The organism is Haemophilus sp. HMSC071C11 (assembly GCF_001837655.1).
Taxonomy (GTDB): domain Bacteria; phylum Pseudomonadota; class Gammaproteobacteria; order Enterobacterales; family Pasteurellaceae; genus Haemophilus; species Haemophilus influenzae.
The window spans coordinates 42,207-56,266 of the sequence record NZ_KV833441.1; the positions used below are offsets into that span (position 1 = coordinate 42,207).

A 14,060-nucleotide genomic window follows, 5' to 3' on the forward strand; every position below is an offset into this window, starting at 1 on the left:
TCGCCTACTTTTTCTGATGCAGCTTCTTTCATCTCACTTGCTTTTTCTGATGCTGCTTCTTTCATTTCGCCTACTTTTTCTGATGCAGCTTCTTTCATTTCACTTGCTTTTTCTGATGCTGCTTCTTTCATCTCACTTGCTTTTTCTGAAACCGCCTCTTTTATTTCAGTTGCTTTTTCTGATGCTGTTTCTGTTGCTGATTTAATTACTTCTTTCGCATCTTCCACTTTCTCTGCTACTTTATTTTTCACGTCTGTAGAAAGCTGCTGTGCTTTTTCCTTTACTTCAGTCATTGTATTAGCTGCAGCATCTTTTGTTTCTGATGCGACTGATGCTACAGTTTGTTTCGTATCCTCAACTTTTTGTTTTGCTTCTTGCTTATCAAAACAACCTGTCACGGCTAAAGCTGAACCTAAAACCAATGCTAATGTTAATTTTTTCATTATTTTCTCCATAGAATAATTTGATTATTACAAAGCCCTATTACTTTGATGCAGTTTAGTTTACGGGAATTTTCATAAAAAGAAAAACAGTAATAGTAAAATTTTACCTTTCTTTAAAAAGATTACTTTATAAAACAACATCTAAGATATTGATTTTTAATAGATTATATAAAAAACCAATAAAAATTTTATTTTTTGTAAAAAAAGAATAGTTTATTTTAAATAAATTACAGGAGATGCTTGATGCATCAATATTTCTGATTTATTACCATCCCATAATAATTGAGCAATAGTTGCAGGATAAAATGATATTGGATTTCGTTTTCCATACAGTTCAGCAACAATTTCTCCCACTAAGGGCAAATGGGAAACAATCAATACAGATTTAACGCCCTCGTCTTTTAGCACTTCTAAATAATCAATTACGGAATGCGCATGGCCATAAGGCGTAATCCCCTCCCAAATTTCAAATTTATTTTCTAATTCCAAATCAAACGCTTGATTAACTTGATGAAAGGTTTCTTGAGCTCTGACATAAGGGCTCACTAAAATACGGTCTAGTGAATTAATTACTAGCGTGCTTAAATGCTGTTTTAACCACTGCCCTTGTAAAAAAGCCTGTTTAGAACCATAAACAGTTAAATGGCGAGCTTTATCACTATTAGCCATTACTTCCGCTTCGCCGTGACGCATAATAAAAATGTTCATTTTGCTTTCCTAAAAACTTTATAAAAATAAACCGCACTTTACTAAGTGCGGTCAAAAATTAATTAATTTTTTTCACGGCTTCTGCAATTTCTTCTGCACATTGTTGTGCAAGTTCAGCATCTTGGCATTCCACCATAACGCGAATAAGTGGTTCCGTACCCGATTTACGCAATAAAATACGACCTTTACCTTCTAAGCGTTTTTCAACCTCTGCGGCAACAGATTTTACAGCGTCACTTTCAAGTGGATTATCCCCACCCGTAAAACGTACATTGATTAACACTTGTGGGAATAATTTAACCGCACTTGCTAATTCATTTAATGATAATTTATGCTGCGCCATCGCTGCCAATACAGCCAATGACGCAACAATGCCATCGCCAGTTGTATTCTTATCCGCAATGATAATATGTCCTGAATTCTCCCCCCCAAGCGTCCAATCATTTTCAAGCATTTTTTCCAATACATAACGGTCTCCCACGTTTGCACGTAAGAAAGGAACGCCAAGCATTTTCAACGCAATCTCTAAGCTCATATTACTCATTAAGGTGCCAACGACACCGCCTTTTAATTGACCTGATCGCAATGCTTCACGCGCAATAATAAAGAGAATTTGGTCGCCATCGACTTTATTTCCTAAATGATCGACCATCATAATGCGGTCGCCATCGCCATCATAAGCTAAGCCAACATCAGCTTTCATTTCAACTACTTTAGCTTGCAATGCAGTTACATCAGTTGCACCACATTTTTCATTAATATTCAAACCATTTGGATCCGTACCAATTTCAATGACTTCCGCACCTAGCTCTCTAAACACGTTAGGCGCAATATGGTAGGTTGCACCATTTGCACAATCTACCACGATTTTATAACCCTCCAAGCCTAAGTGTGCTGGGAATGTCCCTTTACAAAACTCAATATAGCGTCCTGCTGCATCATTAATACGGCTTGCTTTACCTAATTCGGCAGATTCCACACAATCTATCGGTTGCTCTAACATTGCTTCAATGGCTTCTTCAATTTCATCAGGTAATTTTGTTCCTTTTGCTGAAAAGAATTTAATGCCATTATCATAATAAGGATTATGAGAGGCTGAGATCACAATACCTGCTTCAGCACGGAAAGTTCTGGTTAAATAAGCAATAGCAGGTGTCGGCATAGGGCCGGTAAATGCAGCGGATAACCCCGCAGCGGCTAAACCTGCTTCAAGGGCTGATTCCAACATATATCCAGAAATTCGGGTATCTTTACCGATTAAAACCATTTTCGAACCTTGAGAAGCCAACACTTTTCCCGCAGCCCAACCTAATTTTAATGCGAAATCTGGTGTAATTGGGTAAGCACCTACTTTTCCACGTACACCATCTGTTCCAAAATATTTACGATTTGCCATAATAAAATTCCTTTAATTTTTTATCGTTATAAAACCATCAGGCATTTTCTGTTGCCTGCCAAACTTTGAGCATATCTGATGTTGCAGCAACATCATGTACGCGTAAAATTTTTGCGCCTTTTTGCACTGCAATAAGCGCGCCTGCCGCACTGCCAATTATTCTTTGATCAACAGGTTTATCAAGCACTGCGCCAATCATTGATTTGCGAGATAATCCCGCTAATACTGGATAGCCATTCTTACAAAATTCATTCAGATTTTGTAATAATTGATAATTATGCTGTACAGATTTACCAAAGCCAAAGCCCATATCCCAAATTAAATTTTCTTTTTTAATGCCAGCAGAAAGGCATTCATTAGTACGTTTTTGTAAAAAAGCCAATACATCTTGCACGACATTTTCATAATAAGGATTTGCTTGCATCGTGCGAGGTTGCCCTTGCATATGCATAATACAAACAGGTAAAGCCAGTTTTACCGCCGTTTCTAACGCATTCGGCTCTTGCAAAGCACGAATATCATTAATCAAATCCATTCCAACATTTGCCGCTTCACGCATCACAACAGCTTTTGAGGAATCAACAGAAATCCAGCAATCAAAACGGTTTCGCACCGCCTCCACTACTGGCACAACACGATGCAATTCCTCTTGTTCAGAGACTTCATCCGCATTCGGACGAGTGGATTCTCCACCAATATCAATAATTGTCGCCCCCTCTTCTAGCATTTTTTCAACTTGAAAAAGTGCTTTATCTAGACTAAAAAACTGTCCGCTATCAGAAAAAGAATCAGGCGTAAAATTAAGAATCCCCATAATTTGAGGCACGCTTAAATCAAGACATTTATTATTTGCGTAAAGTTTCATAAAGTGCGGTTAATTTTTAGAGTGATTTTGGTGGGCGATTATAGCGAAATACATCCAAGAACAAAATCATTAGGAAAAAATAAAGCCTTTCCGAAGAAAGGCTTTGATGAGTTAAACATTAAAATTGTCGGTATTTTCTACCGCACTTTCGGGCTTTGTATCATTCGTTGTTGAATTTGCATAAGCAGCCTGCTGAGTTTTCGGCTCTCCCCAACCTGATGGCGGTGTGACAGGTTCGCGATTCATCAATTGTTTAATTTGCTCTTCTTCAATGGTTTCATATTTGACTAACGCATCTTTCATCGCATGAAGAATATCCATATTGTCGATCAAAATCTCTCTTGCTCTCGCATAGTTACGATTTACAATTGCACGCACTTCTTCATCAATCGAATGTGCAGTTTCATCTGACATATGTTTCGCTTTCGCCATTGAACGACCTAAGAAAACCTCGCCCTCATCTTCTGTATAAAGAATCGGACCTAACTTTTCAGAGAATCCCCATTGCGTCACCATATTACGCGCAATATTAGTTGCGACTTTAATATCATTTGATGCACCTGTTGAGATATTTTCTTCGCCGTAAATCAAATCTTCTGCTAAACGCCCTGCATACAAGGTAGAAAGCTTACTTTCTAATTGTTTTTGGCTAATACTAATTTGATCGCCCTCAGGTAAGAAGAATGTCACACCCAAGGCACGTCCTCGAGGAATAATGGTCACTTTGTGAACAGGATCGTGTTCAGGCACTAAATAACCCACAATGGCGTGACCAGCTTCATGATAAGCAGTGGATTCTTTTTGCTTATCCGTCATAATCATAGTGCGACGCTCTGGCCCCATATTGATTTTATCTTTCGCTTTTTCAAACTCAAGCATGGTTACCGTACGTTTATTCACTCGAGCAGCAAACAAAGCCGCCTCATTGACTAAATTTGCTAAATCTGCACCAGAATAGCCCGGCGTACCACGCGCTAACGTCATTGCATCAACATCTTGCGCAACAGACACTTTACGCATATGCACTTTTAAGATTTGCTCACGACCTTTCACATCAGGTAAGCCAACAACTACTTGCCGGTCAAAACGGCCTGGACGAGTTAAAGCTGGATCAAGCACATCTGGACGGTTAGTTGCGGCAATAACAATTACACCGTCATTACCGCTAAAGCCATCCATTTCAACTAGCATTTGGTTTAAGGTTTGTTCACGCTCATCGTGTCCGCCGCCTAAGCCCGCACCACGTTGGCGACCCACTGCATCGATTTCATCAATGAAGATTAAGCAAGGTGCATTTTTCTTAGCCTGTTCAAACATATCACGTACACGTGATGCGCCAACACCTACAAACATTTCTACGAAATCAGAGCCAGAAATAGTGAAGAATGGAACTTTTGCCTCTCCCGCAATCGCACGAGCAAGTAAAGTTTTACCAGTACCTGGAGGCCCTACCATCAAAATACCTTTTGGAATTTTACCGCCCAAATTTTGGAATTTATTCGGATCACGCAAGAAATCAACGATTTCGCCCACTTCTTCTTTTGCTTCATCGCAACCAGCCACATCCGCAAAAGTCACCTTAATCTGATCTTGATTCAACATTTTGGCTCGGCTTTTACCAAAGCTCATCGCTTTGCCGCCACCGCCTTGCATCTGACGCATAAAGAATACCCATACACCAACAAGGAATAACATTGGGAACCAAGAAATTAAAATTTGGGATAAGAAACCACGTCTTTCAAATGGCGTGCCTTCCACTTTCACTTTTTTGCTTAATAAATCATCAAGCAATTTTTTATCTTCAAGTGGTGGCATTACGGTTGAATATTTAGAACCATCGGTTTTCGTTACCGTAATTTCATTGGCATCAAAACGTGCCGCTGTCACTTGTCCGTTGCTTACATCGTAAACAAAGGTTGTATAATCAGTAGAATTTTCTACCGAAGATGAATTGAAACTTTGGTATGCTGTCATCATAATGACTGCCACTACCACCCAAAGCACTAGATTTTTGACCATATCGTTCAAAGTCTAACCTACCTTTCCTAAGTTAAAAAATTTCGTCACAAGATACTACACATCATTAGCAATGAAAAGCTATCAAAGCAATTAACCTTTATAGCCTGTTGCCACAATATATACTTCACGAGATCGTCCACGTGATGCTTCAGGCTTACGCACTTTCACCACATTAAATAAAGAACGAATTTCTCTTAAATATTCATCAAAGCCTTCCCCTTGGAAAACTTTAACAACAAAACTTCCTTTGCTTGCCAAGACTTGTTTACACATATCTAAAGCAAGCTCGACCAAATACATTGCACGTGGAATATCCACTGATGGCATTCCACTAAAATTTGGTGCCATATCAGACATCACAACATCAACTTTATCTTCACCTACGCATGCTAATAAAGCATTCAAAACATTTTCATCACGGAAATCACCTTGTAGAAAATCAACGCCTACAATGGGATCCATTTCCAAAATATCACAAGCAATCACACGACCTTTGCCACCAATTTGGCTTACTACGTATTGTGACCAACCGCCTGGTGCTGCACCGAGATCGACCACGGTCATTCCCTGTTTAAATAATTTATCCGTTTGCTGAATTTCATCAATCTTAAAATAAGCGCGTGATCGCAACTTTTGCTTATGTGCTTTTTGCACAAATTGATCACTAAAATGTTCATTCAGCCAACGAGAAGAACTCGCTGAACGTTTTTTCTTTCCCATAATCTTCTATTTTTTGTAGTCGTTTCGCCTATATTTGGGTACAATCTGTCAAATTCAAGTCGAGGCTGATTGAAATCAATGAAAAACATTGAGAAAATCAACCGCTCTTTTTTATTAGGAATCCTTATGACAACCTTATCAACCAAACAAAAACAATTTTTAAAAGGTCTTGCACACCATCTTAACCCAGTCGTTATGCTTGGTGGAAATGGCTTAACCGAAGGCGTACTTGCTGAAATTGAAAATGCACTTAATCATCACGAACTCATTAAAGTAAAAGTTGCTGGTGCAGATCGTGAAACAAAACAACTTATTATCAATGCGATTGTGCGTGAAACTAAAGCAGCACAAGTACAAACTATCGGGCATATTTTGGTGCTTTATCGCCCAAGCGAAGAAGCAAAAATTCAGCTTCCACGCAAATAACAACAAAAGTGCGGTCATTTTTAACCGCACTTTTTTATTTAAATATAATTCACTTCAATAATATCAAACTCAACGACACCACCAGGCGTTGTAATATTAACGGTATCATCTAATTCTTTACCAATTAAACCTCGTGCAATGGGCGAGTTTACCGAAATTAAACCAGATTTAATGTCCGCTTCATCATCGCCTACAATGCGATAAGTGACTTCTTCATCAGTATTTGTATTTACAAGCACAACTGTTGCACCAAAAATCACTTTACCATTATTTGGCATTTTTGTGACATCAATAATTTGAGCATTACCAAGTTTACCTTCAATCTCTTGAATACGCCCCTCACAAAAACCTTGTTGCTCACGCGCTGCGTGATATTCTGCATTTTCTTTTAAATCTCCGTGCTCGCGGGCTTCTGCTATGGCTTTAATAATTTCTGGACGACGTACATTTTTTAAGAAATCCAATTCTTCTCGTAATTGTTCTGCGCCACGCACAGTCATTGGAATTTGTTGCATTGTTTTTCCTTTTACTAAATAAAACAAAAACCACAGTAAAATTCTAAAATCTTACTGCAGTATTATCAAAAATAAACTTGAAATGAGAAAATGATTTACTCAATTTCATTCGGGGCTTATTATTGTTCGTCTAAAAAAAAATAGCAACCATAACAAACCTAATATGAAAAAATTATCTTCAATTTCTACCGCACTTGGTTCCTTTTTACTTTCAGTGAGTTTTAGCCTTCCAACCTTCGCCAATATTAATGTTTCAGATTTAACACAAAAACTGCCTGAAGGCTCTAACGTAGGTTTCATCGCCAAAAATATAAATCAAAACCAAATTATTGCTGATTATAATGGCTCAACCTTTATGCTTTCTGCAAGCACACAAAAAGTTTTTACAGCCGTTGCCGCTAAACTTGCATTAGGCGATCAATTCCAATTTGAGACCGCACTTTTGAGTAATGGGAAAATTCAAAGTGGGAATTTAGATGGTCACTTAATCGTGCGTTTCACAGGCGATCCTGATCTCACAAGAGGTCAGCTTTATAGCTTACTTGCCGAATTAAAAAAACAAGGCATCAAAAAAATTAATGGCGATTTAGTATTAGATACCTCTGTTTTTTCTAGTCACGACCGAGGATTAGGTTGGATTTGGAACGATCTCACAATGTGTTTCAACTCTCCACCAGCAGCTGCAAATATTGATAACAACTGTTTTTATGCGGAACTAGATGCGAATAAAAATCCAGGTGAAATAGTAAAAATTAATGTGCCTGCACAATTTCCAATTCAAGTGTTCGGACAAGTTTATGTAGCGGATAGCAATGAAGCACCTTATTGTCAGCTCGATGTTGTTGTACACGACAATAATCGCTATCAAGTAAAAGGATGTTTAGCCCGTCAATATAAACCTTTTGGCTTAAGTTTTGCCGTGCAAAATACGGATGCTTATGCTGCCGCGATTATTCAACGTCAATTAAGACAATTAGGTATTGAGTTCAATGGCAAAGTCTTGTTACCCCAAAAACCACAACAAGGTCAGCTATTAGCGAAACATTTATCAAAACCATTACCAGATTTATTGAAAAAAATGATGAAAAAATCCGATAACCAAATTGCCGATTCATTATTCCGAGCGGTGGCATTCAATTACTATAAACGCCCCGCCTCCTTTCAATTAGGCACATTAGCGGTTAAATCCATATTGCAAAAACAAGGAATTCGTTTTGGTAATAGCATTTTAGCCGATGGTTCGGGTCTATCTCGCCATAATCTTGTGGCACCTAAAACGATGCTATCCGTTTTAGAATACATCGCCAAAAACGAAGATAAACTACATTTAATGGAAACTTTCCCCATCGCAGGTGTAGATGGCACGATCAGTGGGCGAGGTGGATTAATTAGCCCGCCATTAGTGAAAAACGTGATTGCTAAAACTGGTTCTTTGAAAGGCGTTTATAACCTAGCTGGCTTTATGACAAATGCGCGAGGGGAAAAAGTGGCATTTGTACAATTTATTAATGGCTACTCAACTGGCGATTTGGAAAGCAAAACAAAACGTGCCCCATTAGTACAATTCGAGCGTAATTTATATAACGAACTCTATAAATATTAAGGTGCTGTAGTAGATAACAACTAAAAATCCTATTTAGGTTAGAATAAACCAATGAGAAAAAGTCACTTAAGCCAGCATAAATAAAATAAACTCATTGAACTGTTTGCCGTAGGTGTCACAGCAAGAACAGCCAGTAAATTGGTTAATGTAAACAAAAATACAGCCACTTATTACTTTCATCGATTACGCTTACTCATTTATCAAACAAGCCCACATTTGGAAATGTTTGAAGGCGAAATTGAAGCCGATGAAAGCTATTTCGGTAGTACTCGAAAAGGCAAACGTGGGCGCAGTGTTGCAGGGAAAGTCGCGGTATTCGGGCTTCTCAAATGAAATGGCAAGGTTTATACCGTCGTTGTCCCTAATGCGCAATCAGAGACATTATTGCCAATTATCCGAGAGAAAGTTAAGCCTGATAGCATTGTGTATACGGATACCTTTCGTGGTTATGATGTGCTTGATGTCAGTGAATTTAGCCATTTTCGCATCAATCACAGCACGCATTTTGCTGAAAATCACAACTACATAAACGGAATTGGGAATTTTTGGAATCACGCAAAACGCCATTTACAGAAGTTTAATGGCATTCCCAAAGAGCATTTTGAGCTGTATTTAAAAGAATGTGAATGGCGTTTTAACAACAGTGAAATAAAATCTCAAATTTCCATTTTAAAACAATTAGTTAAGGGGAGTTTGGTCTAGTGATCTAGTACAGCCCCATAAAAAAGCCCTCGATATTCGAGGGCTTGATTTTTTACTATCGTAATAAAAATTAGCGACGTAAACCTAAACGAGCGATAGTGCTTTGGTATAAAGCAAGATCAGTACGTTTTAAGTAGTCTAAAAGTTTACGACGACGAGAAACCATACGTAATAAACCACGACGACCATGGTGGTCTTTTTTGTGCTCTGCAAAGTGAGTTTGTAAGTGGTTGATTTGTGCAGTTAATAATGCGATTTGAACTTCAGAAGAACCGGTATCTTTCGCATCACGACCAAATTCAGCAACGATTGCTGCTTTTTTTTCAGTACTTAGAGACATTTTTTACTCCTAAAAGGTAGTGTTGTTAATACATCATTCGCCGATCTCTAACTCAGCGATGACAAGGAAATCGCATTCTAACGATGAATAAGTTCAAATGCAAGATAAAGATTAAAGTTACCACACTTTTCATTATTAGAAGCGAATACCAGATCCAATCCCCACACCTAATCCTACACCATTACTTCCACCACCAGCACTAACACCACCACCCACAGTACAAGCAGCTAATATGCCTGATAATGCAAAAATAAAAAATATTTTCTTCATCATTTTTTCTTTATCAAGAAAATTTCAAATAAGCGATAAATCGAAATTAAATCTGTCTTTGCAATAGGTTTAAAAGGCAATAAAAGATAATAAACCCAGCTAAAACGTTGCAAAAATACGATCATATTTTGCCAATTTTTCGCTTCACAATGTGTTTGATAATACAACGCTACTTTTTGAATAAAAGTGTCCGAAATATCTTCTTCTCGACATAAACTATCAAAGAAAAATAACATATCCCGAATAACTACCCAATTTTGATTTCGGCTATTTGAACGAGATTCAAAATCAAGAAAAGTAACTTTCCCTTTATCCCAAGTAATATCTCGAATAGCAGGACGACCATGCACCAAATTTTTAGCATGCAAATCAATCAAAGCGAGACAAGCATCATAAATAATTAAAAATTTCTGTTGTTCATCTATATTTTTATTACATAGCCATTGTGATACGGTAAGTCCCACATTCTCTAAAACAAAAAAATGATCACTATAATAAGAGACTTTTGGCACTGGCGCATTTTGTTCAGCAAGCTTCAATAAAGTATATAATTCATTTTTAAAAGATTTTTTAGGATGGGGTTTTAATAATAGCCAAATACCTTTCAATTTTTCAGGTTGCTTCAACCAATATTTTTTTCCTTCATATTGAAAAGGATAAATTCGTTCATCTCGATGTTTTGTTACCAGTTGCTTCACATATTCTTGAAAATCATCATTTACCATCATATTCCCACTACTTTAGTATATTATTTATAATTTAAATAGAAATTAATTTAATATTTTCTATAATAACGTTTATTAAAAACTTTAAAATAAACTTTATTTACCACTAATAAAATTAAAAAATAACAAGAATATTATAGATATTTTAAAAATTTATTACAATTTAATAAGTAAAAGTGCGGTGAAAATCTAAGAAAAACTTTCACCGCACTTTTGTATGAATTAATAAAGAAAAATTAAAATGTTGAGGTATCTTGGAATAGTCCCACTTTTAAATCTGTCGCGGTATAAATAACACGACCATCTACTTCAACTTCACCATCAGCCATTCCCATAACTAGTTTACGATTAATAACTCGTTTCATATGGATTCGGTACACCACTTTTTTAGCTGTTGGCAAAATTTGTCCTGTGAATTTAACTTCTCCAACGCCTAATGCTCGCCCTTTTCCTTTGCCACCAATCCAGCCTAAATAAAACCCAACAAGCTGCCACATCGCATCCAATCCTAAACAACCTGGCATTACTGGATCGCCAATGAAATGGCAACCAAAGAACGGCAATTCAGGTTTAATATCAAGTTCGGCTTCAATGTATCCTTTACCGAAAGCACCTGTTTCTTCATTCATTTCAATAATACGATCCATCATCAACATTGTTGGCGCGGGTAATTGCGGGCCTTCTTTACCAAATAATTCGCCGCGACCTGACGCGAGCAAATCATCATAAGAATAGCTACTTTTTTTATTAAGTGTACAAGCGTTTTGCATTTCAGATTCCTTTATATATGATAAATCCAGTTTATAACTGATATATCTATTTTAAAATGAACGCAGTAAACTGTAAATAGCTAACACTTGTTCGCAAAACTTGTCGGAGCAGTCACTCTTAGAAATTATAGAAAAAAAGAAAAGCGAAAAAATGCTCGCTTTTCTCTATTAGGAGCGGAAAAAATGCCAAAAACTTTTTCGTTCAGAATCGGCACGTCCCTCAATACGACGTTGAATAAGACGAGATAAAGGCTCAGTTTTTTCTGTATAATCTTTGTTTTCATCTAACAAATCACGCCCAAATAACAATTCACAAGCCTGATAAATATCTTCCACAGGATAAATAAAAAACTCGCCATTTTTTACCGCACTTTTCACTTCATTAGACAAACTCAGTTGCTGAATAGTCGTCATTGGAATGATTACACCTTGTTTTCCAGTCAAACCGCGACGTTGGCAAATAGTAAAAAAGCCTTCAATTTTATCATTTACACCACCAACAGAATGAACAAGTCCAAATTGATCAATCGATCCTGTAATTGCGATATGTTGAGGCAAAGGCAAATCAGCTAAAGCGCTTGCTAGCACACAGAAAATCGCCAAAGATGCACTATCACCATCAATTTCACCATAAGACTGTTCAAACACTAATGAGGCAGAAAATGGCAATTGCGAGGGCAAATCTAAGATATTGGAAAGGCAAGCTTGCGCAATCATCATGCCTTTACCGTGAATATTTCCCGCTAGTTCATTTTTTCTTTCAACATCAATCACTTCCCCATCGCCAAATTGCACAATACAACTAATACGCGAAGGTTCGCCGAAACATACTGGCGTACCAGGATATTCAATTACCGAAAGCCCATTAATTTGTCCAACAATTTCGCCTTGCGTTTCGACATAAACTTGCTCGTTTAAAATATCGGCATAAGTTTGTTCTTTTAAGAAACCATATTGTGCTAATTTTTGTTGAAAAATACCCTCAAAATCCACCGCACTTAATGCAGTTTTTTCAGCAAAAGTTGAAGCATCCTGTAATATTTCTTTTAATTTGAGAGGAGATGCATTAATTAAAAAGCGATTTTCACTTTCACGAACTAATAATTGATAGAGTTTATTTAAAGCAAGAAAATCTAGCTCAATATTTTGCTCTTGAGCCATTTGTTGTACATAACTCGCCCAAGTTTTTTGTTCCTCCACTTCAGCTACAGAAATATAACTTTCAATTTCAGCATAATCGGCGAAAGAATAAAGATTTTCTTCTAACTCAGCCAAAGTGGCTAATTCAGTACGATTACCAAGTACAATCACTTTTAAGTTCAGCGCATAGCTTGGTATATCACAAGGTAAATTTTTAAATGGATGGGCTGAATACCAGTCAAAAGTCTGGGTTTGCAGAATTTGTTTTAATCGCCCCCATAAATCAAATTGAGATAACAATGTTGCCGCACTTAAAATCAAAACGCCACCATTAGCCTTATGCACCAATCCCGGCACTAATTGAATATCTTGTGAACTTGGATGAATCCGAAAACTACCGAAAAGCTGGAATTGATCGCAATACAATGCACTTAACGCCTCTCCTTGACTAGCAAAATTATCATCTAAAGATTTTGCTGGCTCAGTATAAACATGAGGAAAAGAAAAAGAGTCGCCCTGCTCTATCACATAATTTACACCAAAAATTGACCGCACTTTATGATGATTTTGCGATATAAAATTTTGTAATAACTCCGCATATTCAACAGGTTCGCCCACTTTCATCATTAGTAAGGAACGTGTCGGATGACGTAAAAATAAATCGATACCCTGTGTAGCATTCGGTTGTAACGCCCAGAAATCCACTGGTTCTAAAGGAAAATCTTGAATTACCAAATCAGGTTGTAATGCCTGCCAATTTAAAGATTGCTCAATAGCTTGTTGTTGAGAAAATAATGAACTCACGGCTGGTCTCTTTCTAGAAAAATTGACCACATTATCGCATATTTAATAGCCTTGTGAAAATCCACTAGAAAATCGGCATAAAAACACGTATATTAATGCAGTTACCACGTCACTCAATGATAAAAAATGAAATACCAAAAACTCGAAAATCAAGAATCAAATTGGAAATGGATTTACCTAATTCGTAAACATCGCGAAGGGGAAAATATTACTCGCTACGAAGAACGTAGTTTGCAAGAAGCTAAAGCCCAAGAATTATTAGAATCCCAAAATTATCCTTCACAAATTGAAGAATGGATTAAAAATCATCTTTCTCCAGCCTTACCAATTAAGCTTGATCAAGCCATTCGTGCCCGCCGTAAACGCTTTTTTAATGGAGAAAAACAACATACCAAGAAAAAATCCATTGATTTGGAATATGCTGTTTGGCTACGTCTTTCTAAATATTCTCGAAAAATGAAGATGACACTTTCGGAAACAATTACCTATATGATTGACGAAAGAGAAAGCAAGGCACAATTTGAAAATCAAATGGCAGCAATGAAAACCAGTTTGAAGAATTTATTAAAATAATCTTCCCCAAAAGTTATTTTAAATGGAGATTATCTGATTGA

15 protein-coding genes and 1 pseudogene are annotated in these 14,060 nt (G+C 37.1%); 4 read left to right on the top strand and 12 right to left on the bottom strand.

What is annotated here, in order from left to right:
* The 6 genes from HMPREF2644_RS06985 to rlmE all read right to left on the bottom strand — a co-directional run.
* On the bottom strand, window positions 1–443 hold a 443-nt coding region (locus HMPREF2644_RS06985; RefSeq protein ID WP_070828347.1), incomplete at its 3' end, for a histone.
* 213 nt (window positions 444–656) lie between these two features.
* The gene (gene sixA / locus HMPREF2644_RS06990; RefSeq protein ID WP_005652786.1) at window positions 657–1,151 is read right to left on the bottom strand and encodes a phosphohistidine phosphatase SixA; all 495 of its coding nucleotides are present in this window, start codon (window positions 1,149–1,151) and stop codon (window positions 657–659) included.
* A gap of 58 nt (window positions 1,152–1,209) precedes the next feature.
* A complete protein-coding gene (gene glmM / locus HMPREF2644_RS06995; RefSeq protein ID WP_005656587.1) occupies window positions 1,210–2,547 on the bottom strand; it encodes a phosphoglucosamine mutase in 1,338 nt (445 codons plus the stop codon).
* Between the two features lie 37 nt (window positions 2,548–2,584).
* Window positions 2,585–3,412 (bottom strand): dihydropteroate synthase, encoded by an 828-nt coding sequence (gene folP / locus HMPREF2644_RS07000; protein WP_042594530.1) that lies wholly within the window; start codon window positions 3,410–3,412, stop codon window positions 2,585–2,587.
* A 111-nt stretch (window positions 3,413–3,523) separates the two neighbouring features.
* Window positions 3,524–5,431 (bottom strand): ATP-dependent zinc metalloprotease FtsH, encoded by a 1,908-nt coding sequence (gene ftsH, locus HMPREF2644_RS07005; protein WP_011962130.1) that lies wholly within the window; start codon window positions 5,429–5,431, stop codon window positions 3,524–3,526.
* 90 nt (window positions 5,432–5,521) lie between these two features.
* Window positions 5,522–6,151, bottom strand: coding sequence for a 23S rRNA (uridine(2552)-2'-O)-methyltransferase RlmE (rlmE, locus tag HMPREF2644_RS07010; RefSeq protein WP_013525847.1), 630 nt, complete (start codon window positions 6,149–6,151; stop codon window positions 5,522–5,524).
* A 126-nt stretch (window positions 6,152–6,277) separates the two neighbouring features.
* Between rlmE and yhbY the strand changes: the two genes are divergently transcribed.
* A complete protein-coding gene (gene yhbY / locus HMPREF2644_RS07015; RefSeq protein WP_005650404.1) occupies window positions 6,278–6,577 on the top strand; it encodes a ribosome assembly RNA-binding protein YhbY in 300 nt (99 codons plus the stop codon).
* Window positions 6,578–6,615: 38 nt separating this feature from the next.
* Here yhbY and greA read toward each other — a convergent pair whose 3' ends face one another.
* Window positions 6,616–7,092: a transcription elongation factor GreA gene (gene greA / locus HMPREF2644_RS07020; protein ID WP_005650402.1), complete on the bottom strand. Its 477-nt coding sequence runs from the start codon at window positions 7,090–7,092 to the stop codon at window positions 6,616–6,618.
* Between the two features lie 163 nt (window positions 7,093–7,255).
* Between greA and dacB the strand changes: the two genes are divergently transcribed.
* Entirely contained in the window at window positions 7,256–8,695 is a 1,440-nt protein-coding gene (gene dacB / locus HMPREF2644_RS07025) for a serine-type D-Ala-D-Ala carboxypeptidase (protein ID WP_005662415.1), read from the top strand.
* 93 nt (window positions 8,696–8,788) lie between these two features.
* A pseudogene (locus HMPREF2644_RS09165) lies at window positions 8,789–9,397 on the top strand (IS1595 family transposase).
* A 70-nt stretch (window positions 9,398–9,467) separates the two neighbouring features.
* On the opposite strand, the gene rpsO reads toward HMPREF2644_RS09165, so the two are convergent.
* The 5 genes from rpsO to HMPREF2644_RS07060 all read right to left on the bottom strand — a co-directional run bounded on the left by rpsO (window position 9,468) and on the right by HMPREF2644_RS07060 (window position 13,446).
* Complete coding sequence (gene rpsO / locus HMPREF2644_RS07040; RefSeq protein ID WP_005652821.1) at window positions 9,468–9,737, bottom strand: 30S ribosomal protein S15; 270 nt, start codon at window positions 9,735–9,737, stop codon at window positions 9,468–9,470.
* A gap of 135 nt (window positions 9,738–9,872) precedes the next feature.
* A complete protein-coding gene (locus HMPREF2644_RS09460; protein ID WP_005657378.1) occupies window positions 9,873–10,007 on the bottom strand; it encodes a hypothetical protein in 135 nt (44 codons plus the stop codon).
* Entirely contained in the window at window positions 10,007–10,735 is a 729-nt protein-coding gene (locus HMPREF2644_RS07050; RefSeq protein WP_005662421.1) for a BUD32 family EKC/KEOPS complex subunit, read from the bottom strand. Before HMPREF2644_RS07050 ends, HMPREF2644_RS09460 begins: the two co-directional genes overlap by 1 nt.
* 233 nt (window positions 10,736–10,968) lie before the next feature.
* Complete coding sequence (gene fabA / locus HMPREF2644_RS07055; RefSeq protein ID WP_005650386.1) at window positions 10,969–11,502, bottom strand: bifunctional 3-hydroxydecanoyl-ACP dehydratase/trans-2-decenoyl-ACP isomerase; 534 nt, start codon at window positions 11,500–11,502, stop codon at window positions 10,969–10,971.
* 168 nt (window positions 11,503–11,670) lie between these two features.
* Window positions 11,671–13,446, bottom strand: coding sequence for an AAA family ATPase (locus HMPREF2644_RS07060; RefSeq protein ID WP_005662423.1), 1,776 nt, complete (start codon window positions 13,444–13,446; stop codon window positions 11,671–11,673).
* A 126-nt stretch (window positions 13,447–13,572) separates the two neighbouring features.
* Between HMPREF2644_RS07060 and matP the strand changes: the two genes are divergently transcribed.
* Window positions 13,573–14,019: a macrodomain Ter protein MatP gene (matP, locus tag HMPREF2644_RS07065; RefSeq protein WP_005662425.1), complete on the top strand. Its 447-nt coding sequence runs from the start codon at window positions 13,573–13,575 to the stop codon at window positions 14,017–14,019.
* Window positions 14,020–14,060: the final 41 nt, after the last annotated feature.